The sequence below is a fragment of the Streptomyces sp. NPDC096310 genome, assembly GCF_044763125.1.
Taxonomy (GTDB): Bacteria; Actinomycetota; Actinomycetes; order Streptomycetales; family Streptomycetaceae; genus Streptomyces.
The window spans coordinates 514978-537980 of the sequence record NZ_JBIWFO010000003.1; the positions used below are offsets into that span (position 1 = coordinate 514978).

16 protein-coding genes and 1 pseudogene are annotated in these 23003 nt (G+C 72.3%); 8 read left to right on the forward strand and 9 right to left on the reverse strand.

What is annotated here, in order from left to right; genetic code table 11:
* Nucleotides 1–357: 357 nt before the first annotated feature.
* The 3 genes from ACIQ7D_RS10675 to ACIQ7D_RS10685 all read left to right on the forward strand — a co-directional run bounded on the left by ACIQ7D_RS10675 (nt 358) and on the right by ACIQ7D_RS10685 (nt 3154).
* Nucleotides 358–591: a hypothetical protein gene (locus ACIQ7D_RS10675; protein ID WP_329827063.1), complete on the forward strand. Its 234-nt coding sequence runs from the start codon at nt 358–360 to the stop codon at nt 589–591.
* A gap of 18 nt (nt 592–609) precedes the next feature.
* Nucleotides 610–2841: a 4-alpha-glucanotransferase gene (gene malQ / locus ACIQ7D_RS10680; RefSeq protein WP_403935916.1), complete on the forward strand. Its 2232-nt coding sequence runs from the start codon at nt 610–612 to the stop codon at nt 2839–2841.
* Nucleotides 2842–2920: 79 nt separating this feature from the next.
* The gene (locus ACIQ7D_RS10685) at nt 2921–3154 is read left to right on the forward strand and encodes a hypothetical protein (RefSeq protein ID WP_384909868.1); all 234 of its coding nucleotides are present in this window, start codon (nt 2921–2923) and stop codon (nt 3152–3154) included.
* 84 nt (nt 3155–3238) lie between these two features.
* On the opposite strand, the gene ACIQ7D_RS10690 is transcribed toward ACIQ7D_RS10685, so the two are convergent.
* From ACIQ7D_RS10690 to ACIQ7D_RS10700, 3 genes are all read right to left on the reverse strand, one after another.
* Nucleotides 3239–4804 carry a ricin-type beta-trefoil lectin domain protein gene (locus tag ACIQ7D_RS10690; protein WP_403935919.1) on the reverse strand — a complete coding sequence of 522 codons (1566 nt, stop codon included), beginning with the start codon at nt 4802–4804 and terminating at the stop codon, nt 3239–3241.
* A 115-nt stretch (nt 4805–4919) separates the two neighbouring features.
* Nucleotides 4920–5621: a hypothetical protein gene (locus tag ACIQ7D_RS10695; RefSeq protein ID WP_403935921.1), complete on the reverse strand. Its 702-nt coding sequence runs from the start codon at nt 5619–5621 to the stop codon at nt 4920–4922.
* A gap of 214 nt (nt 5622–5835) precedes the next feature.
* Nucleotides 5836–6009, reverse strand: coding sequence for a winged helix-turn-helix transcriptional regulator (locus ACIQ7D_RS10700; RefSeq protein ID WP_403935923.1), 174 nt, complete (start codon nt 6007–6009; stop codon nt 5836–5838).
* A 28-nt stretch (nt 6010–6037) separates the two neighbouring features.
* Between ACIQ7D_RS10700 and ACIQ7D_RS10705 the strand changes: the two are divergent.
* A pseudogene (locus tag ACIQ7D_RS10705) lies at nt 6038–6730 on the forward strand (zinc-binding dehydrogenase); the annotation flags it as partial.
* Nucleotides 6731–6941: 211 nt separating this feature from the next.
* On the opposite strand, the gene pepN (ACIQ7D_RS10710) reads toward ACIQ7D_RS10705, so the two are convergent.
* Complete coding sequence (gene pepN, locus ACIQ7D_RS10710) at nt 6942–9515, reverse strand: aminopeptidase N (protein ID WP_403935925.1); 2574 nt, start codon at nt 9513–9515, stop codon at nt 6942–6944.
* Between the two features lie 152 nt (nt 9516–9667).
* On the opposite strand from pepN (ACIQ7D_RS10710), the gene ACIQ7D_RS10715 reads away from it, so the two are divergent.
* On the forward strand, nt 9668–10867 hold the full coding sequence (locus ACIQ7D_RS10715) for an MFS transporter (RefSeq protein ID WP_403935927.1): 1200 nt from the start codon (nt 9668–9670) through the stop codon (nt 10865–10867).
* Between the two features lie 83 nt (nt 10868–10950).
* On the opposite strand, the gene ACIQ7D_RS10720 is transcribed toward ACIQ7D_RS10715, so the two are convergent.
* Complete coding sequence (locus ACIQ7D_RS10720; RefSeq protein ID WP_403935929.1) at nt 10951–11979, reverse strand: aspartate-semialdehyde dehydrogenase; 1029 nt, start codon at nt 11977–11979, stop codon at nt 10951–10953.
* A 177-nt stretch (nt 11980–12156) separates the two neighbouring features.
* Nucleotides 12157–15522 (reverse strand): S8 family serine peptidase, encoded by a 3366-nt coding sequence (locus tag ACIQ7D_RS10725; protein WP_403935931.1) that lies wholly within the window; start codon nt 15520–15522, stop codon nt 12157–12159.
* A 218-nt stretch (nt 15523–15740) separates the two neighbouring features.
* Here ACIQ7D_RS10725 and ACIQ7D_RS10730 point away from each other — a divergent pair, with 218 nt between their 5' ends.
* Complete coding sequence (locus tag ACIQ7D_RS10730) at nt 15741–16262, forward strand: NUDIX hydrolase (protein ID WP_403935933.1); 522 nt, start codon at nt 15741–15743, stop codon at nt 16260–16262.
* A 237-nt stretch (nt 16263–16499) separates the two neighbouring features.
* On the opposite strand, the gene ACIQ7D_RS10735 is transcribed toward ACIQ7D_RS10730, so the two are convergent.
* Entirely contained in the window at nt 16500–17597 is a 1098-nt protein-coding gene (locus ACIQ7D_RS10735) for a hypothetical protein (protein ID WP_403935935.1), read from the reverse strand.
* Between the two features lie 174 nt (nt 17598–17771).
* Entirely contained in the window at nt 17772–20351 is a 2580-nt protein-coding gene (pepN, locus tag ACIQ7D_RS10740; RefSeq protein ID WP_403935937.1) for an aminopeptidase N, read from the reverse strand.
* A 195-nt stretch (nt 20352–20546) separates the two neighbouring features.
* Between pepN (ACIQ7D_RS10740) and ACIQ7D_RS10745 the strand changes: the two genes are divergently transcribed.
* Entirely contained in the window at nt 20547–21185 is a 639-nt protein-coding gene (locus ACIQ7D_RS10745; RefSeq protein WP_403935939.1) for a DsbA family protein, read from the forward strand.
* A gap of 151 nt (nt 21186–21336) precedes the next feature.
* On the opposite strand, the gene ACIQ7D_RS10750 is transcribed toward ACIQ7D_RS10745, so the two are convergent.
* A complete protein-coding gene (locus ACIQ7D_RS10750; RefSeq protein WP_403935941.1) occupies nt 21337–21978 on the reverse strand; it encodes a superoxide dismutase in 642 nt (213 codons plus the stop codon).
* A 282-nt stretch (nt 21979–22260) separates the two neighbouring features.
* Between ACIQ7D_RS10750 and ACIQ7D_RS10755 the strand changes: the two genes are divergently transcribed.
* Complete coding sequence (locus ACIQ7D_RS10755) at nt 22261–22845, forward strand: biotin transporter BioY (RefSeq protein ID WP_403935943.1); 585 nt, start codon at nt 22261–22263, stop codon at nt 22843–22845.
* The last annotated feature ends 158 nt before the right edge of the window (nt 22846–23003 follow it).

A 23003-nucleotide genomic window follows, 5' to 3' on the forward strand; every position in this document is an offset into this window, starting at 1 on the left:
ACCGCTGCCCGGCCCCGGCGAGGCCCTGCCGCGGGTCCGCGACGCCGCTCCGTCACCGTCCCCCGGGAGTGCGCCCGGCAACCGCGCCGTCCCCCGGTTCGGGCGGCGGCGACCCACCACCCGTCTGTGAGGGTGCCACCGCGCGCGGCCACTGTGTCGCATTTGCCCGTTGTGGTAATCATGACCAACGTGGCACGCGGTCCTGAGCGACCTCGGCGGGGAATACGGCCGGTCCGGCCGGTGAGTTCGGGGAACAGAACGTGACTCAACACACGTTTACGGGGGGTGGACGTCTGCGGTCCCGCCCGCTGGGTAGGGCTGCGGTGTCCTGTTCTCCCATCCTCAGGAGGCGCCGTCATGGCCGCATCCGCACAGCTCCTGCTCTCCGCCCTTTCCAAACAGACCGAGCCCGCGCCGCTGACCAGCGAGCCTCCCCTCGCCGCTGTCGTCGCGGGCCCCCTCACCAGCGAGCCCCCGCTCGCCGACGCGGCCCCCCTCACCAGCGAGCCTCCCCTCGCCGACACCGCCCCCCTGACCAGCGAACCGACCGCGCCCGGCACCGCCGGCGGTACGGAGTCCCCAGGGGTCTGACCTTCTGAAGGAGTCCGTATGGGCTTGGCCAGGCTCGCCGAGCTGCACGGTGTCGCCACCGGGCACGCGCCCTCACCGGGCACCGATACCCCGGTACCCGACGACACCGTCGTCGCCGTGCTCGCCGCGCTGGGCGTCGACGCGTCCACGCCCGCGGCGGTGAGCGCCGCCCTGGGCCGCGCCGAGTCCGCCGCCGCGAGCCGTCTGCTGCCGCCCACGCTGGTGCTCTGGAGCCCGCCCGACGGAGCCGGACCGGGAACCCGACCCGGCGCCGGAACCGGAGCCGGACCCGCCGTCGCGGAAGGCGTCCGCGCCACCGAGGGCACGGGCCGGCCGCTCCCCGCAGCCCTGACGGCGCTCCCGGCGGGCTCGGTGCTCCGCGTGGACGTCGAGTACTGGCAGAGCGCGCGGGGCGAGACGGTCGAACTGCCCTGCGTGGCCCCCGTACCCGCCGCCCGCGTCCCCACCACGCCCTCCGCGTGGGCCCGGCTGCCGCTCGGCGTCCACCGGCTCTGCGCCGAGGCCCCCGACGGCCGTACGGAACAGGCCGTCCTCGTCGTCGCGCCCGACCGGGTGCCGCAGCCCCCCGCCCGTACACACGGCTTCCTGGTCCAGCTCTACTCGCTCCTCTCCGCCCGCTCCTGGGGCATGGGCGACCTCGGCGACCTCGCCGAACTGGCCACCTGGTCGGGCCGCTCCCTCGGCGCCGGATTCGTCCAGATCAACCCGCTGCACGCCGCCGTACCCGGCGCGCCCACCGACCCCTCCCCGTACCGCCCCTCCTCGCGCCGCTTCCCCGACCCGGTCCATCTGCGGATCGAGGCCGTACCGGAGTACGCGTACGTCCAGGGCCCGGACCGGGAGCGGCTGGACGCGCTGGTGGAGAAGGCCGCGGCGCTGCGCGAGGGCGTCCTCGGCAAGGGCGAGGGGGCCGGCAAAGAGAGCGGTGGGTACGGCGAGCTGCTCGACCGCGACGCCGTGTGGGAGCTGAAGCGCGCCGCCCTGGAGATCCTGGACCGCGTCCCGCTCGGCCCCGGCCGTCACGCCGACTACTGCGACTTCCTCGCCGCCCAGGGCCGCGCCCTGGAGGACCACGCCACCTGGTGCGCCCTCGCCGAGGTGCACGGCTCCCGGTGGCGCGACTGGCCCGAGGAGCTGCGCGACCCGCGCTCCGCCGGGACCTCCGCCGCGCGGGCCCGGCTGCTCGACCGCATCGACTTCCACTGCCGCCTCGCCTGGCTCACGGACGGACAGCTCGCCGACGCCTCACGGGCCGCCCGCGAGGCCGGAATGGCCGTCGGGATCGTCCACGACCTCGCCGTCGGGGTGCACCCCGACGGCGCCGACGCCTGGGCGCAGCAGGACGCCTTCGCCGAGGGCATCTCCGTCGGCGCCCCGCCGGACGCCTTCAACGCGCTCGGCCAGGACTGGGGGCTGCCCCCGTGGCGCCCGGACGTCCTGGCCGCGTCCGGCTACGCCCCGTACCGGGGACTGCTCCAGGGCCTGCTGAGGCACGCCGGGGCGCTGCGGATCGACCATGTCATGGGGCTGTTCCGGCTCTGGTGGGTGCCGGAGGGGCGGCCGCCCACGCACGGCACGTACGTACGCTACGACGCCGAGGCGATGCTCGCCGTCCTCGCCCTGGAGGCACACCGGACGGGCGCCGTGGTCATAGGGGAGGACCTGGGCACCGTCGAGCCCGGCGTACGCGAGGCGCTGGAGCGGCACGGTGTGCTCGGCACATCGGTGCTCTGGTTCGAGCGGGACTGGGACGGTACGGGGCGCCCGCTGCCGCCCGAGAGCTGGCGCGAGGGGTGCGTGGCCACCGCCACCACCCATGACCTGCCGTCCACGGCCGCGCGGCTCACCGGCGAGCACGTGGAGCTGCGCCACCGCCTCGGTCTGCTCACCCGCCCGCTGGAGCAGGAGCAGTGCGAGGACCACGCGGAGGTCGCCGAGTGGCTCGGCTGCCTCACCCGGCTCGGACTGCTGCCCGGCGGCGACGGCGACGAGGAGGAGGCCGTCCGCGCCGTCTACCGCTTCCTGCTGCGCACCCCGGCGCGGATGGTCGGGGTCTGGCTGCCGGACGCGGTGGGCGACCGCCGCCCGCAGAACCTGCCGGGCACCTGGGACCAGTACCCCAACTGGCGGCTGCCCGTCGCGGATGCGCGGGGCCGCCCGATGGCGCTGGAGGATCTGGTCGCCTCGCCGCGCCTGCACCGGCTGGCGGAGGTGCTGCGGCACGGCTGAACCCCGCGCGCGGCGGCCATGTCGTGCCGTACGGCACCCCGCCCGCGCGGGGCTCCGGGGCGTTCGCTACGTTTGCACCGTGGACAAGAAGAACACTCTGCGCGCCGGCGCCCTGGCAGCCGGTACGACGCTGATGATGCTGCTCATGACGTCCCCGGCCCTCGCGCTCACGCGCGACGACGGCGACGACCCCGGCCCGGGCCTGAGTGTGGTCGAGACCCTCGGCCTCTTCGTGGTCGCGCCGCTGGTGATCTTCGGTGTCATCGCCGGTCTGGTGATGGTCCTCGACAAGTCCCGTAAGCAGCACGCCTGACGCTTGCGCCTCCGAAGGCGTCGCCCGCACCACGGACCGGTGCCCGGGCGGCGCCTTCGCGCGTCCCGGGCCGGCGGCCGGGGGCTACCGGGGCAGCCGCCAGATCTGGTTCTCGGTGGCGTGGCAGTCGAAGAGGATGAGCGGCGTGCCGTTCTCCGTGACCCCGTCGGTCAGGTCCAGACAGCGGCCGGAACCCACGTTCCTGAGCGTCCCGTCGCCCTGGCTCTCCCACTGCTGCGCCGCGCTGCCGTTGCAGTCCCACAGCCGTATGGGCGTGTTGTTCTCCGTACCGCTCCACTCCACGTCCATGCACTTGCCCAGCGCCTGGAGCGCGCCCCCGCCGAGCACCTTCCAGTGCTGGGCGTCGGTGTCGTTGCACGTCCACAGTTGCAGTACGGCGCCGTTCTCCGTGTCGGAGTTGGCGACATGGAGACACTTGGACGCCATCCCGGTCACCGCGCCCTCCGGCTCGGCGGGCGCCTCCGGCGTCAGCTCCACGGCGGACGGGACCGGGCTGGACGGCGCCGGTCCGGCCAGGTCGGTGGAGTCGTTCTCGCCCCAGCCGGGCTGGACCACGAGCAGGACCGCCCCGACGACCGCCACCAGCGCGGCGATCCCCGCCGAGACCAGGGCGGCCCGCCGTCCGGCGTTACCGGCGGGCGGCGCGGGGGCGGGCGGCGGCGGGGCGAGGAGCGTCCGGGGAGCGGCGGCGACCGTCGCCGCCTCGTGCGGGTAACGCGGTGCGTCCGGGGAGACCTGGCCCGGCGCGCCGCCGTCCACGACCATCGGGGTGGCGCTGTGCGGATCGGTGACGAGCTGCCGGTAGACGGGGTCGTCGGTCAGCGCGGACCGTACGTCGCACCGCCGGATGATCTCCGCCGGGTCCGGCCGCCGCTCGGGGTTCACCTCGACGCACGCGGTGATCAGCTCCGCGAGCACCGGATCGACGCCGTCGAGGTCGATCTCCCCGTGGAGGGTGCGGTACACCACCCCGGCCGCGTTCTCCCCGAAGGGGCCGCGCCCGGTCGCCACGTACGCCAGGGTGGCCCCGAGGGCGAACACGTCCGCCGCCGGGCCGACCTGGTTGTCGGCCATCACCTCGGGCGCGGTGTACCCGAGGCTGCCCACCGTCTGCCCGAGCTGGGTCAGCGCGGTCTGGTCCGTCGTACGGGCGATGCCGAAGTCGATCAGCCGGGGACCGTCGGCCGACAGGATGACGTTCTGCGGTTTCAGGTCGCGGTGGCTGACCCCGCGCGCGTGCACATCCGCCAGCGCTTCGGCGAGAGCGGCGAGCAGCAGCAGACAGAACCGGGCCGGCAGCCCGCCGGGCCGCTGCGACTGTACGGCCGCGCCGAGCGTGGGCCCCGGCACGTACTCCGTCGCCAGCCAGTAGGGGCGCGCGTCGATCTCGCAGTCGACCAGCGCCGCCGTGTACGCGCTGCGCACCCGTCCCACGGTCTCCACCTCGCGACGGAACCGGGCCAGTACGTCGGCGGACTCGGCGAAGTCGTCCCTGACCACCTTCATCGCGAGCAGTCGGCCCCCCGGCGAACGTCCGAGGTAGACCTGCCCCATGCCTCCGGCGCCGATACGTCCGAGAATCGTGTGAGGGCCGAGATTGGTGGGGTCAGTGGTACGCAGCTTTTTCACGGCGGGATCATCTCGCATACCCAGCCCGGGAGTTGAACTGGGTGGGTGCTGGAGGCGGGGACGGCCCGCGATGCCGGCCGGGACCGGGCCGCCTCCGGGCCGTCCTCGGGTCGCCTCAGATGATGCGCGGCACGGCGCCGGAGATCTCGTCGTCCCAGTTGGTGACGATCGGCTTGTCGACCACGGCGGGCTCGGGGAGCTTCAGCGAGACGGGGTTCTCGTCCTCCTCGGAGGTGGCGACGATGACGTCCTCGAACTCCACACCGGAGTCGGCGTTGGTGGTCTTGGGGTTGATACCGGCGTAGGCGACGGTGGAGCCGCTGAGCTTGATGGGGTCCTCGCCGCCCTGTCCGACCGGGGAGGCGACCCCTTCGGCCTTCGAACCGAAGGACACGCTGGGGGTGTTGGGGTCGAGGTAGCAGGTGATGCCGGACTTGGCGGAGACGGTGAGGAGGTAGTAGCCGCCGGCCTGGGTCTCCGAGGTGACCTTGAAGTCCAGGTCGTTGGTGCCGCAGGACTGACCGTAGCCGTCCTTGCCGTTGTCGCTGGAGCCCGCGGCCGAGCCGGTGGAGCCGGAGTCCTTGGAACCGGAGGAGGCGTTCGAGCCCGAGGCCGCGTCCGAGCCGGAGTCGCTGGAGCCGCCCGTGGCGGAGCTGTCACCGCCGCTGCCGGAGGTGGCGGATTCGGTGGAGGAGGAGGTCGCGGCCGCGGCGCCGTCTTCCTCGGGGCCGCACGCGGTGGTCGTGGCGGCGAGGGCCGTTACGGCGGCGGCGGCGAGTACGAGGCGGGCGGAACGGGCGGCGAGACGCGAACGCATCTTGATCTCCAGCGGCTGTCGGTTGCGGTGTTTCCTGCTGACACCGATGACACTAGGGCCGGGTCGATCCTGAAATGATCCCGCGCATGTCCGGGTTCTGTCTCAGCGAATCGGTTCCACGAAGACGCTTCGGATTCGCACCTGCCGCAGCTCAGGTGGGGTGCCCGGCACCACACCCACCGGATGGGCCGGCCCGCGCCAACGCGGGTTCGAGTCAGCCGATGGAGGAGATGCCGCCCTCGGCGCCCTCACGGGCGTCGAGCAGCTCGTCCCAGTGCTCGGCCGTCCAACGGCACGTCGCGGCCAGCGGCTCCAGCACGCTGCGGCCCAGCGGTGTCAGCGTGTACTCCACCCGCAGTTTCGGGTCGGCGTACACCGTGCGTGACACGAACCCGTTCCGCTCCAGGCCGCGGAGCGACCGGATCGGTGACGGAGTGCGGGGGGTGAGCATCGGCGACCGCGTCTTCGGGCTGTGCGGTGTCACCGGCGCGACCGCGGAGCTGGTCATCCTCTCGGCCTGGGCCCACGCCCCCGCCACGTGGAACGACGAGCAGGCCGCGGGCGCCGGTCTCGCGTCCGTGACCGCGATGCGTGGCCTGAACGCACTCGGCTCCCTGGCGGGGTGCACCCTTCTCGTCGAGGGCGCCGCCGGAGGCGTGGGCAGCGCGGCGGTCGAGATCGCTGTGGCACAGGGTGCCACGGTGATCGGGACAGCCGGCGAACACAACCACGAGTTCCTCGCCTCTCTCGGCGCCGTTCCCACCACCTACGGCCCCGGCCTCGCACAGCGCCTCTCCGCCCTCGCGCCGCACGGCATCGACATCACGCTCGACACCGCGGCCTCCGGTTCCCTGGACGACCTCGTCGCGATCACGGGCGACCCGGCGCGCGTCGCGACGGTCGCCGACCACGCGGGCGGGCAGCGCCTGGGCACGCATGTGGTCAACGCGGAGAACGACTCCACCCTCCTGTCCGCGGCCGCGGAACTGGGCCGGCAGGGCCGCTACACACCCCGTATCGAACAGACCTACCCCCTGGAGCGGATCGCCGACGCCCACGCGCAGGCCGAGCGCGGACGTACACGCGGAAAGATCGTGATCTGCTTCTGAAACGGGGGCAGGGCACCGATGCGCCGGCCCGCCAGGCAATGATCTCGGTGGGCCGGCGACGCCCAGGATCAGCGGTCGAGGCCGGGCCTGAAAGCGTCGGCACGCGCCGTTGCATCGCGCAGTCCCGGGCGTGCCCCGGAGGGGGACCCGGTCGCCGCCCGCAGGCGGCGACCGGGCTCAGCTCAAGGCCACAAGCCCCGGCGTGAGCCGGCTACGCCCCCGCCGCCTCGTCCGCCGCCTGGGCCCGCAGTGCGCGTTCCACGCCCGAGCGGGACTCCGAGATCAGCCGGCGCAGCGCCGCGTTCGGGCCCGCCGAGGCGAGCCAGGCGTCCGTCGCGTCCAGGGTCTCCTGGGCCACCTGGATCGCCGGGTAGAGGCCGATCGCGACCTGCTGGGCCATCTCGTGCGAGCGCGACTCCCAGACGCCGGCGACCGCCGCGAAGTACTTCTCCGCGTACGGCGCCAGCAGCTCGCGCTGGTCGGTCTGGACGAAGCCGCCGATCACCGCCTCCTGAAGGGAGTTGGGCAGCTTGTCGCTCTCCACCACCGACGCCCACGCCTCAGCCTTGGCCTCGGCCAGCGGCCGGGCCGAGCGGGCGGCGGCCGCGTGGCGTTCGCCGGCCGCCGTGCGGTCGCGCTCGTACTCCGCCGCGATCTCCTCCTCGTCGTGGAGTCCGACCGCCGCCAGCCGCTGGACGAACGCCCAGCGCAGCTCGGTGTCGACGGCCAGGCCCTCGACCGACTCCGTACCGTCCAGCAGGCCCTGCAACAGGTCGAGCTGGTGCGGCGTACGGGCGGTCGCCGCGAACGCCCGCGCCCACGCGAGCTGGTGGTCGCCGCCCGGCTCCGCCGCCCTGAGGTGCGCCAGCGTCGCCTCCGTCCACCGCGTCAGCCCCGCCTCGCGCCACGCGGGCGCCGCGTACAGGTCGAGGGCCAGCTTCACCTGGCGGTGCAGCGACTGGACGACGCCGATGTCCGACTCCTTCGCGATACCGGACAGCACGAGCGCCAGGTAGTCGCGGGTGGCCAGCTCGCCGTCGCGCGTCATGTCCCACGCCGACGCCCAGCACAGCGCGCGCGGCAGCGACTGCGTGAAGTCCCCCAGGTGCTCGGTGACCACGCGCAGCGACTCCTCGTCGAGCCGGACCTTCGCGTACGACAGGTCGTCGTCGTTGAGCAGGATCACGGCCGGGCGCGGGGTGTCCGCCGGGAACGGCACCTCCGTACGCTCGCCGTCGACGTCCAGCTCGATCCGGCTCGTACGGACGAGCTTGCCGTCCGCGTCCAGGTCGTAGCAGCCGACCGCGATCCGGTGCGGGCGCAGCGTCGGCTCCCCCTTGGCGCCGGCCGGGAGAGCCGGGGCCTCCTGCCGTACCGCCAGCGAGGCGACGTTGCCCGCCTCGTCCAGCTCGATCTCCGGGCGCAGGACGTTGATGCCGGCCGTCTCCAGCCACGCCTTCGACCAGGTCTTCAGATCACGCCCTGAGGTCTCCTCCAGCGCGCCCAGCAGGTCCGACAGGCGCGTGTTGCCGAAGGCGTGCGCCTTGAAGTACGCCTGCACGCCCTTGAAGAACTCGTCCTGCCCGACGTACGCGACGAGCTGCTTCAGCACGGAGGCGCCCTTGGCGTACGTGATGCCGTCGAAGTTGACGAGCACGTCGTCCAGATCGCGGATCTCCGCCATGATCGGGTGCGTGGAGGGAAGCTGGTCCTGCCGGTACGCCCAGGTCTTCATGGAGTTGGCGAACGTCGTCCAGGACTGCGGCCACCGCGAGTCCGGCGCGTACGCCAGGCAGGCGATCGACGTGTACGTGGCGAACGACTCGTTCAGCCACAGGTCGTTCCACCACTCCATGGTGACCAGGTCGCCGAACCACATGTGCGCCAGCTCGTGCAGGATCGTCTCGGCCCGCGTCTCGTACGCGGCGTCCGTGACCTTCGAGCGGAAGACGTACTGGTCGCGGATGGTCACCGCGCCCGCGTTCTCCATCGCGCCCGCGTTGAACTCCGGCACGAAGAGCTGGTCGTACTTGGCGAAGGGGTACGCGTAGTCGAACTTCTCCTGGAACCAGGCGAAGCCCTGCCGCGTGACCTCGAAGATCGCGTCCGAGTCCAGGTACTCCGCGAGCGAGGGCCGGCAGTAGATGCCCAGCGGCACGGACCGCCCGTCCTTCTCGTACGAGCTGTGCACCGAGTGGTACGGGCCGGCGATCAGCGCGGTGATGTACGTCGAGATGCGCGGCGTCGGCTCGAAGACCCAGAGGTGGTCCTTGGGCTCCGGAGTCGGCGAGTTGGAGACGACGGTCCAGCCCTCGGGTGCCTTCACGGTGAACTGGAAGGTCGCCTTCAGGTCCGGCTGCTCGAAGGAGGCGAAGACGCGGCGCGCGTCCGGCACCTCGAACTGCGTGTAGAGGTACGCCTGCTCGTCGACCGGGTCGACGAAACGGTGCAGCCCTTCACCCGTGTTGGTGTACGCGCACTCCGCGACGACCGTCAGCTCGTTCGGACCCTCGTGCAGCTCCTTGAGCGCGATCCGCGAGTCCGCGAAGACCTCGGCGGCGTCCAGCGCGGCGCCGTTCAGCACGACCTCGTGCACGGCGGGCGCCACCAGATCGATGAAGGTCTCCGCCCCCGCCTCCGCGCTGCGGAACCGCACGGTGGTCACGGACCGGAAGGTGCCGCCCTCCTGTGCGCCGCTGAGATCGAGGTCGATCCCGTACGAGTCAACGCTGAGGAGGCGCGCGCGCCGCTGCGCCTCTTCGCGGGTCAGATTTGTGCCAGGCACCCGGTTCATCTCCTCGGTATGTGACGTGTGGAGTCATCCTTCCACGGCCGGTACGGGAGACGCCGTGGCATAAGGGGCCGCCCGGCCCCTTCCCGGGAGGTCAGGGGCGCCCGGGTGTTGATCCGGCGCGACCCCGGGCGAACGCTTGTCCTATGCGTCGAAAGGAACAGGACACCCGACAGCCCCCGGACAGGAGCGCGTTACCCCCGTCCGTCCTCGCCGTCGCCGCCGCCACCTGCTGTGTCGTCACCACGGAGATGCTGCCCGTCGGGCTGCTCACCCCCCTCGGGCGGGGGCTGGGGGCGTCCGACGGCACGGCCGGGCTCGCCATCACCCTGCCAGGGCTGGTCGCGGCGCTCGCCGCGCCCCTGCTGCCGGTCGCCGCGCGCCGCGCCGACCGGCGGACCGTGCTCCGTACGCTGCTGCTCCTGCTCGCCGCCGCCAATGTGCTCTCCGCGCTCGCGCCCGCCTTCGGGGTGCTGCTGGCGGCGCGCGCCCTGGTCGGGGTCTGCGTCGGAGGTGTCTGGGCGATCGCGGCCGGGCTCGCCGGGCGGCTCGTCGGCGGCGCCGCGGTGGGGCGGGCCACCGCTGTGATCTTCAGCGGGACCGCGGTGGCATCCGTGCTGGGGGTGCCCGCGGGGACACTGATGGGAGGTCTCGTCGGGTGGCGCTGGGCGTTCGGCGCGATGGCGGTGCTGGCCGTCGGGGCCGCCGTGCTGCTCGCGGTGCTGCCGCCGCTGCCCGCCCGGGAGGCGGTCCGGCTGCGCGAGGTCGCGGGGCTGCTCCGGGTCCCGGGCGTACGGGCCGTCCTGGTGGCGGCCGGGCTGCTGGTCGCCGGGCACTTCGCCGCGTACACCTATGTGCGCCCGGCCCTGGAGCGGGTGGAAGGGATCGGCCCCGGGCCGGTCAGCGGGCTGCTGCTGGGGTACGGGGCCGCCGCGCTCGCGGGCACCTTCCTGGCGGGCGTGGCCGCCGCCCGCGCCCCGCGCCGGGCGCTGCTCGGTCTCGCGGCGCTGCTGGCCACGACGGTCCTGCTGACCGTTCCGGCGGGCGGTTCCCCGGTCGGCGCCGTGGCGCTGCTGCTGGTGTGGGGCGCGGCGTACGGCGGGGTGCCGGTCAGCGCCCAGAGCTGGCTGATGACGGTGGTTCCTGACCACCGGGAGGCGGGCTCCGCGCTCTTCACCGGGGTCTTCAACGCCGCCATAGCCCTCGGCGCGCTCCTCGGCGGCCTGGCCGTGGACCGCCACGAGGTCGCCGGGGCGTTCGGGCTCGGCGGGGCGCTGGCCGCGCTCGCCGTCGCCCTGGGCGCGGGGATGAGGGCGGGGCGGGTGCCCCGTACCTCCGGCCACTGAGACCGGTTGGTACGGGGCGCCCGCCCCGCCGTGAAACGTCCTCGCGGGCGCCCCCGCGCTGTCCTGTGCCGTCCTGTGCCGCCCTACGCCGTCAGCTCGGCCGCCACCAGCTCCGCGATCTGCACCGCGTTCAGCGCGGCGCCCTTGCGCAGGTTGTCGCCGGAGAGGAACAGCGCCAGACCGTTCTCCGCCGTCTCGTCGCTCCGGATACGGCCCACGTACGACACGTCCTTGCCCGCCGCCTGGAGCGGCGTCGGGATCTCGGACAGCTCCACGCCCGGCGCGTCCTTCAGCAGCTCGTAGGCGCGCTCCACGCTCAGCGGGCGGGCGAAGCGGGCGTTGACCTGGAGGGAGTGGCCGGAGAAGACCGGTACGCGGACACAGGTCCCGGAGACCTTCAGCTCCGGGATCTCCAGGATCTTGCGGGACTCGTTGCGGAGCTTCTGCTCCTCGTCGGTCTCGAAGGAGCCGTCGTCCACGATGCCGCCCGCGAGCGGCACCACGTTGAAGGCGATGGGGCGCTGGTAGACGGCGGGCTCGGGGAAGTCCACGGCCCCGCCGTCGTGCGTCAGCCTGTCCGCCTGAGCGACGACCTTCTGCGCCTGGCCGTGCAGCTCGGCCACCCCGGCGAGCCCCGAGCCGGACACGGCCTGGTACGTCGTGGCGATCATGGCGGTCAGCCCGGCCTCGTCGTGCAGCGGGCGCAGCACGGGCATGGCGGCCATCGTGGTGCAGTTCGGGTTGGCGATGATGCCCTTGGGGCGGTCCGCGATCGCGTGCGGGTTGACCTCGGAGACGACGAGCGGGACCTCGGGGTCGCGGCGCCAGGCGGAGGAGTTGTCGATCACGACGGCACCCTGTCCCGCGACCTTCTCGGCGAGCGCCTTCGAGGTGGCGCCACCGGCGGAGAAGAGCACGATGTCGAGCCCGGAGTAGTCGGCCGTGGCCGCGTCCTCGACGGTGATCCGTGCCCCGCCCCATGCGATGGTGGAGCCCGCGGACCGGGCGGACGCGAACAGCCGCAGCTCGCCGACCGGGAAGTTCCGTTCGGCCAGGATGCTGCGCATGACCGTGCCGACCTGACCGGTGGCTCCGACGATTCCGACCTTCACTGGGGCTCCTTCACTCGCGACTGTCCCGGGAACGCGTTCTCTCATGATGCGTATGTCCCCGGCCGGTTTGTCCAATCCATTGTCCGAGGAGCGGGACGCGGACCGGGCGGGGCGCGGGACCACGCGAAGGGCGGGCGCCCGTTCGGACGCCCGCCCCTTACCGAGGGTCACACACGGTTACGGTGTGACGCTCTCGATGATCACGCTGCCGGTGCCCGCGGCCGTACCGCGTGCGTTGAGCAGCTTGACCTCGCCGAAGAACTGCCGGCCCGCGGGGGCCGCGCTGTTCACCAGGACGTCGGCCGAGATCTGCGCCGACGCGCCGGTCGCGAGCTTCACCGGCTTCGAGGCGTCGGCCGTGACCGAGCCCAGGGACGCCGAGTAGTACACGTCGCGGTAGTCGTACGCCGTGGTCCCGGCCGGGACCGAGTAGGCGTCCACCACGATCGTGTACTCACCGGCGGCCGGGTCGGCGAGGCTCACGGACTCCTCCGAGCCCGCCGACGTGGACGCGCCGAGCTGCGTGCCGTCCTTGTAGACCAGCAGGTCCAGGTCGGCGCCGTTGTCCGAGGTGCCGCCGATGGCCACGTCGAGCCGCTCGACGCCCGAGCCGAGGGTGACGGTCGTCGTCTGCTGGTCACCGTCCGAGATCGTCGGGCGGGTGACCTTCGCCGAGCCCAGCGAGCCGCCGCCGATCGTGCCGTCGATCGCGGCGAAACCGTTGGTGACCTTCCAGGAGACCGGCGTGGCGGTGCCGATCTTCGCGGCGGGGATCGAGGTGACCGCCGGGTCGAAGGAGGCGCCGAGCAGCGTCACGTCCAGGGTGTACGGGTTGTCCAGCAGCGGCGACGTACGGCGCGACTCGACCTCGATCTCCCAGACACCGGGCGCCGGGTCCGTGTACGAGCGCACATCGGGACGGCAGGTGTTGGCCGGGTTCGGGTAGTTCGGGTAGCAGTAGACCGTCGAGCTGTCCTCCAGCGCCACGCCGTACGGGTGCAGCGAGATGAAGCGGGTCTGGCTGTCCTTGGCGAGCCCGCCGAGCGCCACCTCCAGCGTCCCCGCGCCCTCCGGCACGGTGACGAAGTACGACGTGGAGCTGTTGCGCTGCACCGAGTCCTTCGCCGTGACGGTGTACGCGGGCTTCGCGGCGCCCGTCAGCTCCTTGGCGACGACCACGGTCGCGAGGATCTGCTTGTCCACGCCCTCGGTACGGCGGTCGTCGACCTCCAGGATCGCGCTGTGCACCCCGGCGGAAGCGGGCCTGGCCTGGACGGTGACGGTCACCGGCTGGTTCAGCGGCAGCTTGATCCGGTCACTGCCGAGCAGCCGGAACGTACCGTCGTCGTACTTCCACTTCAGCCGGTGCTCCAGCGCGCCCTTGCCGCCCGTGGTCCGGACGATGGTGACGTCGTACGTCCGGCTCTTGCCGGCCTTCAGCCCGCCCTCGCGGTCGTACACGCCGGTGCCGAAGCCCGGGGTCTTCAGGAACTGGTCGAGCGCGGTGTCGACCGGCGCCTTCACGCCGTACTCGTGGGCGGCGACCGCGTGCTTGCCGGAGGCGCGCTCGATCGACTTCCACGCGTCCACGACATCGATCAGACCGGCGCCCTGCTCGTGCGCCTGGAGACCGGAGATCTTCGACGCCGTGCTGGTGAGGGCCGTGCGCAGCTTCGCCGGGGACAGCTCGATCTTCTTCTGCTTCGCGGCGGAGATCAGCAGCGCGCTCGCGCCCGCGGCCTGCGGGGAGGCCATCGAGGTGCCCTGGAGCATCGAGTAGCCGGGCGGCAGCGCGTATCCGGCCTCGGCGACCGGGCCGCCGGGCGCCCAGGTCTGGGTGGAGTTGATGGCGGCGCCGGGCGCGGTGAGGGTCGGCGTGAAACCGCCGTCCTCGCGCGGTCCCCGGGCGGAGAAGGGCAGCAGCGCGTACTTCTTCGAGACGCCGGAGCCGTAGTTGGCGGCCCAGGTCTCCTTGGAGATCGACGCGGCGACCGAGATGACCTTGTCGGCCAGGGCCGGGTCGCTGATGGTGTTGGTGCCGGGGCCGTCGTTGCCCGCCGAGATGACGAGCTGGACGCCGTAGGTGTCGATGAGCCGGTTGTACAGCTCCGCGCGGGCGTTGTTGCCGTCGTTGAGCGGCGGCAGACCGCCGATCGACATGTTGACGATGTCCACGCCGCGGTTGACGACGAGGTCGATCATGCCCTCGGTGAGCGCGACGCTGGTGCAGCCGCCGCTCCAGGTGCAGGCGCGCGAGGAGACCAGCTTGGCTCCGGGCGCCGCGCCGTTCATCTGGCCGCCGAAGAGTCCGTTGGCCGCGGTGATACCGGCGACATGGCTGCCGTGCGAGCCCTCGATGACACCGATGCTGACGTAGTCGGACGTCGCGCCCGCCGCGTTGTGGACGACGTCCTTGCGGATCTCGACGGTGAAGGGGATGCGCTCGGCCACCGGGGTGGCCGGGTTGTCCTTGCCGAAGTAGCCGATCTGGAAACCGTCCTTGTACGGCTTCATCGCGGCGTCGTCGGTGAAGTCGCCGTCGTTGTCCAGGTCGACGCGTACGGTGCCGGTCGCCGGGTCGTACAGCACGCCCCACACGTCGGTGGTGTCGCCGTCGCGGTTGAGGTCACCGGCCATGTCGCCGCCGAGGGTGGCCCGTTCGGCGAAGGTGGTGAACTTGTACGAGCCCGCAGGCGCCTTCCACGTACGGCCGGCCGCCGTGAACGACGGTCCGCTGACCGCCCCGTTCATCCGCAGCCAGGTGCCGTCGCCGTCGGAGACCGGGTCCGTGGCGGTCACCCAGTCCACGACCTTGCGCTCACCGGTGGTGGTCTTCTGGAGCGCCGGGTGGCCCAGGTCGATCCCGGTGTCCAGGATGCCGATGGTGACGCCGCGCCCGTCGGCCTTGGGGTGCTTCTTGACGAAGTCGACCGCGCCGGTCTCGAAGGACGGGTTGTACGGGTTCTTCGCGGGCGTCTTCCGGTCCGGAGCCGGGTACTTCTTCACGGCCGGACTCTTCGGGGAGTTCGAGGCCTTCGACGACTGCGACGACGTGCTGCCCTGGGCGGTGTCCGCCGCGGGCCTCGGGTCGTCCAGCTCGATCTCCTGCTGGAGATCGATGCCGTGGACCGACGAGAGCTTCTGGGCCGCCTTGATCGCCGCGTCCGCCTTGGCGGTGGGCAGCGTCGCGCGGACGTAGCCGAGCTTGTCGTACGTCCTGCCGACCACGACGCCCTCGACGGCGTCCAGTTGGCCGGTGACCTGCCGGGTCGCACCGGGGGCCGTGGCGATCATCACGGTGACGCTCTTCTCGCCCTCGGCCTTGGCCTTGGCGAGCAGATCGGCGTCGGCGGACCCCAGCTTGTCGGAGCCTGCGGACGACTTCACGGGCGCGGGGACGGCCGGGTCGTCGGCGCCCGTCGCGGCGAACGCGGGTACGGCGCCGGTGGCCATCAGCGCGGCCACCAGGCCGGCCGCCGCCGTGACCCGGGCCATGCGTCTCGGACCGGATATGGAGCTGTCGGATTCGGAGGTCATCAGCATCCTTGTTCGATGAAAGAGTCAGTCCGGATTGCGGTACCGGATGACCGCTCAGCTTTTCGTATAAGTCGGGGTTTTGTGGAGTGCTGCCAGGGGCGCGTTTGAGTCATGGCGGAGATCCGCCACCGCGTCACATCCGCCAACCGGGAGGCGACCGCCCGGATGACACCGGATGAACGGTCGGGAGGTTCTCGTGCCGGTCACGGCACTAGGCTCACGGAATGAACCAGGAGCTACGAGTGGCCGCTTACGCCGTATGCGTCCACGACGGACAGATCCTCCTCGCGCGCTGGGTGGCGAAGGACGGCACCAAACGCTGGACGCTGCCCGGCGGCGGCATGGACCACGGCGAGGACCCCGTCGACGCCACGGTCCGCGAGGTCGAGGAGGAAACCGGCCACACCAGCGAGATGACCACGCTCCTGGGGGTGGACTCGATCCGCCGCCGCTACCCCCGCAAGCTGGGAGCGTTCGCCGACTTCCAGGGGCTGCGCATCATCTACGAGGGCCGGATCACCGGCGGCGAACTGCGCCCCGAGGAGGGCGGTTCCACCGATCTGGCCGCCTGGCACGGACTGGACGCGCTCGCGGAGCTCGACCGCGTCGAACTCGTCGACGTGGGCGTACGGCTGTGGCGCGAACGCCCCGCCCTGGGCCGCGTCACCGGTCCGGAGCACGGCGCGGTGGAGAACCCCCAGCGGGAGAACCCCCAGCCGGAAAACGTCCGGCCGGAGAACGGCTGAAACAGGTCAGTTCCCTATGACCGGTCAACTCCACCACGGTGACCGGAGTCCTCCCCTGGGACCGCGCCCGCAGATCAGGAGGGGTTCACATGGGAACACGTACGGTCCGCAGCGCCTGCACGGTGACGCTGGTAGTGGCGGCCCTCGCGGCGGGCACCCCCGGGGCAGGGGAGCGGGTGCGACGCGCCCCGCCCCGCCCCGGCGGGGGAGCGGTCACGCGCCCCGCCCCGGCCGCGTTCATCTGGGCAGGACGACCACCCGGGCCGCCGGATCCCGGTCGTCCGCCGCCATCAGGGCCGTACGGACCACGGTCGCCTGCTGCTCCAGCGACTCCCGCAGCTTGCGCGGCGTCAGATGGACGACGGTGATGCCCAGCAGTTCCAGATGCTCGCGCTTGCGGACCGTCGCCGACCACTGCTCGTCGTCCGAGAGATCAGGCCCGGCGTCCCCGCGCCCGCCCGGCCGCGGCGCCCGCGTGTCCAGCTCGATCGCGACCGCACGCTCCGGCCAGTAGGCGTCGACCCCGCCGAGGTGCGGACCGCCGGGCAGCCGCAGATCGACGTTCCACACCGGCTCCGGCAGCCCGTAGGAGCGCACCAGCTCGTACAGCCGCCCCTCGGCCAGCGTCCTTCCCTCCGCGAGCAGGGTGTCCACGGCGTCCACCACATGCTGCCGGGAGAGCAGCCCGGACTGGCTCAACTCCCTGACGACCGTGGCCGGGTCGCAGTGCCCGCTCCGTACCGCCTCCGTCAGCACCTCCACCACGGAGGGCGCGTCCGACAGATGCGCCACCGCGTCGGCCACCGCGCGCGCCACGGGCGCCACAGGACGGCCGTCGATCAGCTCGGGCAGCGGCAGCACATGGGCGCGGATCAGCCGGGCGCACCCCGTGGAGCGCAGCCGCCGGGTGCGCGGCACGAGTACGTCGATCCGCTCCAGCGCGAGCAGCGGGGGAGCCGACGCGAACCCGTAGAGCGACAGCGCCGCGAGCCCCGTGACCATCACCGTGCTGTACGGGACCGAGGCCGGCGCCGGGGCCGGGGTGTCGGGGCCGGGCTGTACGGGCACCCCGCCGCTCCCCGTGGCGGTCGGCCGGCCCGCGTACAGCAGCACCGCGTGCAGCCGCTCCTCCGCGGTCGGCGGCCCGGAGTGCAACAGGAAGACCCCCGGCAGCAGTTGCTGCCAGGGGCCACCGGCCCGGCACCGCGCGGCGACCCGCCCGGCCGGTACGCCGTGCTCACGGAGCTGCGCCGAGGAGAGGACGCGGCACCGCACATCGGCGGAGAGCCGGCCGAGAGGGAGGGGGCGGGGGGAGACCGGGGTGTTGTTGTTCATGCCGGGTGTCTCCCCCCGCGAGGAGGGGGGACTAACCGCCGTGACGAATCTGTCGGCAAATCCGGACAACCTCGTACTAAAGTAAGGGTGTTCGACTGCCGATCAGACAGACCGCCTTTCACCACCGGAGCCGGTGATTCCGCAGGTGCCCGCGACGGTGGCCGTCCCCGCCGCTCAGCCCGCGGCCGCGGCGTCGCACTCCTGTCCGCGCAGCGATCGCGCCAAGTCGTCCGCCGACTCCATGACCAGCCGGCGCAGCGCCGGCGCCGTGTTCCGGTGCGCCGCGAGCCAGGACTCGGTCGCCTCCAGCGTCGTACGGTCGTCCTGGAGCCCCGGGAACAGCCCCCGCACCACGTACATGCCGATCTGGATCGAGCGCTCCGTCCACACCCGCTCGATCGCCTCGAAGTACTTCGCGGTGTACGGGGCCAGCAGCTCGCGCTGACCGGGACGGGCGAAGCCCGCGATCACCGCCTCCACCAGCGCGTTCGACAGCGCGTCCGACTCGACGACCTGGGCCCACGCCTGCGCCTTGACGGCGGCGGAGGGGCGGGCCGCCAGACAGCGCACCTGGTGGCGCTTGCCCGACGCCGTGTCGTCCCGCGCCAGTTCGGCGTCGATGGCCGCCTCGTCCGCCGCCCCGTGCGCCGCCAGCGGCTCCAGGAAGGCCCAGCGCAGCTCCTGGTCGACGCTGAGCCCGTCGATCTTCGCCGTGCCCTCCAGCAGGCCGCGCAGAAGCTGGAGATCCGCCTCCGTCTCGGCGACCGCCGCGAAGAAGCGCGCCCAGGTGAGCTGGTGCTGGCTGCCCGGCTCCGCCGTCCGCAGCTCGCGCAGCGCGCCCTGCGCCAGCAGCAGCGCCCCCTCCGCGCGCCAGGCGGGCGCCGCGTAGTGGGTGAGCGCCGACCGCGCCCACGCGTGCAGCATCTGGAGCACCCCGATGTCCGACTCGCGGCCCGCGTGCCGGAAGACCAGCCCGATGAAGTCCCGGGCGGGCATCAGCGCGTCCCGGGTGAGATTCCACAGCGCCGACCAGCACAGGGCGCGCGCCAGCGGGTCCGTGAGATCGCCGAGGTGGTCGCGGAGGGTGTCCAGCGACGCCGCGTCGAAGCGGACCTTGCAGTACGTCAGGTCGTCGTCGTTGACGAGGACCAGCTCGGGCCGCTCGGCCCCGGCGAGGTCCTTGACGACCGTACGCGGCCCGTCCACGTCCGTCTCGGCGCGCGCGTACCGCACGAGGTCGCCGGAGGGCGACCGCCGGTACAGCCCGACCGCCACCCGGTGCGGCCGGAGTTCGGGGTGCGAGGGGGCGGCGTCCTGCACCACGGCCAGCTCCGTGATCCTGCCCTCGGCGTCACAGGTGAGCTGCGGCGTCAAGGAGTTGACGCCGGCTGTCTCCAGCCAGGACCGCGACCAGCCCGCCAGCTCGCGCCCGGACGTCTCCTCCAGGACGGCGAGCAGATCGCGCAGTTGTGTGTTGCCGTACGCGTGCCGCTTGAAGTAGCGCCGGGCGCCCTCCAGGAACGCGTCCCGGCCGACGTACGCGACGAGCTGCTTCAGCACGGAGGCGCCCTTGGCGTACGTGATCCCGTCGAAGTTCAGCTTCGCGTCCTCCAGGTCGCGGATGTCCGCCGTGACGGGGTGCGTGGAGGGGAGCTGGTCGGCGCGGTAGGCCCACGCCTTGCGGTTGTTGGCGAAGGTGATCCAGCCGTTGGAGAAGCGGGTCGCCTCCACGAGCGAGAGGGACCCCATGAAGTCGGCGAAGGACTCCTTCAGCCACAGGTCGTCCCACCACGTCATCGTGACGAGGTCGCCGAACCACATGTGCGCCATCTCGTGCAGGATCACATTGGCCCGGCGCTCGTAGGACGCGGAGGTCACCCGGCCGCGGAAGATGTACTCCTCGCGGAAGGTCACCAGCCCCGGGTTCTCCATCGCGCCGAGGTTGTACTCCGGCACGAACGCCTGGTCGTACTTCCCGAACGGGTACGGGTAGTCGAAGTGGTCGTGGAAGAAGTCCAGACCCTGCTTGGTGACGAGGAAGACGTCCTCCGCGTCGAAGTACCGGGCCAGCCCCTTGCGGCAGAGCGCGGTCAGCGGGATCTCCAGGACCGTGCCGTCCTCGAACGTGCGCCGGTAGGAGTCGGTCACCTCGTGGTACGGACCGGCCAGGACGGCCGTGATGTACGTCGAGATCGGCTTCGTCTCCGCGAACCGCCAGGTGCCGTCCGTCAGCACCCCCGCGCCGTTGCTCCGAACGGTCCACCCCTCGGGCGCCGTCACCTCGAAGCGGTACGGCGCCTTCAGATCGGGCTGCTCGAAGTTGGCGAAAACTCGACGGGCATCGGCGGGCTCGTACTGCGTGTAGAGATAGACCTCGCCGTCCTCCGGGTCGACGAAGCGGTGCATGCCCTCGCCCGTACGGCTGTACGCGCACTGCGCGTCCACCGTCAGCTCGTTCTCCGCGAGCAGGTCCTCCAGGGTGATCCGTGAGCCGTCGAAGACGGCCGCCGGGTCCAGGTCGCGGCCGTTGAGCGTCACCGAGGTCACGCTCGGCGCGATCAGATCGGCGAAGGCCGCCGCGCCGGGCTCGGCGCAGCGGAACCGGATCGTGGTCACGGAGCGGAAGGTCCGCGGCGCGTCCCCGTCCGCCTCGCCGACCGCCGACCGCAGGTCGAGGGCCACCTCGTACCCGTCTACGGACAGCAGGTCGGCCCGCTCACGGGCCTCGTCGCGGGACAGGTTCTCACCGGGCACGGTCTCTCCTCTGTGGCGCGCTTCGTCGCGGGTCTCGCTCGTCCGAAACAGCAACGATCCTCGCACGTGCCACTGACAGCGGGAACGCGGGAACGCGGGAAGCCGGGAATGCGGGAAGCCGGGAACGCGGGAATGCCTCCGGCCGATCTCCGTGTTGCGAGAAGTGAGGTGCGTCCATCCGCCACGAGGAGAGAAATGTCCGAGAAGACGCCTGTTGACTTCTGGTTCGACCCGCTGTGCCCCTGGGCCTGGATGACCTCCCGCTGGGTCCTCGAAGTGGAGAAGGTCCGCGACATCGAGGTCCGCTGGCATGTGATGAGCCTGGGGGTCCTCAACGAGGACAAGCTCGACCAGCTCCCCGAGGAGTACCGGGAGAACATGCTCCCCGGCGGCAAGTCCTGGTGGTCGGTCCGGGTGGTCATCGCCGCCCAGCAGCTCCACGGCGACGAGGTCGTCGGCAAGCTGTACACCGCGCTCGGCACCCGCATCCACAACCAGGGTGAGGGCGTGAGCCGCGAGTCCATCGCCGCCGCGCTGGCGGAGGCGGAGCTGCCCGCCGACCTGATCCGGTACGCCGAGTCCGACGAGTACGACACCGAGCTGCGCGCCTCCCACAAGGAGGGCATCGACAAGGTGGGCCAGGAGGTCGGCACCCCGGTTATCGCGGTCCCCGGCGCCGACGGCGAGCAGATCGCCTTCTTCGGCCCGGTGGTCACGCCGGCGCCCAAGGGCGAGGAGGCCGCGAAGCTGTGGGACGGCACCCTGATGGTCGCGTCGATCCCGGGCTTCTACGAGATCAAGCGCACGCGCACGGCGGCCCCCAGCTTCGAGTAGCCGCGTTCGTCACCGCGGTAGAGCAAGACAAGAAGAGGCAGATGAGACAGAAGGGCCTCCGCGAGTCTGGTCCTCGCGGGGGCCCTTCGTCATTCCGTCCGCACGTGAAGGGTGAGAAGACGATCACGAGCAGGACGTGTGGGGTGCCCGGTCAGGGCACGAGCAGGAGGCTGTGGGCGCGCTCCTTGGCGGACGCGTAGCGCTTGGCGACGTCCTGCCAGTTCACGACGGCCCACATGGCGTCGATGAAGTCGACCTTCTGGTTCTTGTACTGGAGGTAGAAGGCGTGCTCCCAGGCGTCGAAGACCAGGATCGGCACGGACCCCTGGCCGACGTTGCCCTGGTGGTCGTAGACCTGCTCGACGATCAGCCGCGCGCTGACCGGTTCATACGCCAGGACGCCCCAGCCCGAGCCCTGGGTGGTGGCGGCGGCCTTGGTGAGCTGCGCCTTGAAGCCCGCGAAGGAGCCGAAGGACGCGGTGAGCGCGTCCGCCAGCTCACCGACCCCGTCGGCGGCGAGTGGTTCGCCGCCGCCGTCGCCGGTCATGTTGTGCCAGTAGATGGAGTGGAGGACATGGCCGGAGAGATGGAACGCGAGGTTCTTCTCCAGCCCGTTGATCGCCCCCCACGCCTCCTTGTCGCGCGCCTCCGCGAGCTGTTCGAGGGTGTCGTTGGCGCCCTTCACGTACGCCGCGTGGTGTTTGTCGTGGTGCAGCTCGACGATCTGCGGATTGATGACCGGTTCGAGTGCCGCGTAGTCGTACGGCAGTTCAGGAAGCGTGTACACGGCCATGGTGGGCCCCTCCGGGTGTCTTATTGCACATACTATGCAACTGCACGCTAACAGCAAGAGGGTCGGGAGGGGCGGGCGACACCGCCGCCGGGCGCGGACTCCACGCCGACACGTACGGGCGACTCCGCCACCCGGCACGAGCGCCCCCCGTGTGACACCTTCGACAACGCGCTGACCTCCGCTTTGTGGATGGCTGACGGTGATACGCCGGGGACCCGTGGGTTACGGTCGGGCTGTCCCCAGGCGCCAATCACGGCGCCCACGCCCGATCGCGGAGTCCCCATGAGCACTGCTGCCGCAGCCCCCCGTACCGGAGCGGTTCTCGCCGATCTCCTCCCCGCCAGCCGCACCCGGGACATCGCCCTGGTCCTCGGCGGCGCCGTGCTGACCGGCCTCGCGGCCCAGATAGCCGTGCCCGTCCCCGGCTCCCCGGTCCCGGTCACCGGCCAGACCTTCGCCGCGCTGCTCGTCGGCACCGCGCTCGGCGCCCGCCGCGGCTTCCTCTCCCTGGCCGTCTACGCCCTGGTCGGTATGGCCGGGATGCCCTGGTTCTCGGCGGGCTCCTCGGGCCCCGGCGGCGCGTCCTTCGGCTATGTCCTGGGCATGCTGCTCGCCGCCACGGTGGTGGGCGCGCTGGCCCGCCGCGGCGGCGACCGCTCCGTACTCCGCACCGCCGGGACGATGGTGATCGGCTCCGCCGTGATCTACGCGGTCGGCGTCCCCTACCTCGCGCTCTCCACCGGGATGTCGCCGGGCGCCGCCGTGGCGGCGGGCCTGGTGCCCTTCCTGCTCGGCGACGCGCTCAAGGCGGCGCTGGCGATGGGCGCGCTGCCCGCCGCCTGGAAGCTCCTCGGCAGCAAGGGCTGAGGGCACCGCACGCCGGACATGAGTGAGGGGGGGGGGGGGCCCCCCCCGGGGGGGGGGGGGGCCCCCCCCCCCCCCCCCCCCGGGCGCCCCCCGGTCGTGGGTAGGGCCCGGGGGGCCGCCCCCGACGCGCGCCCCCCGCGCGGGGGCCACCCCCCGCG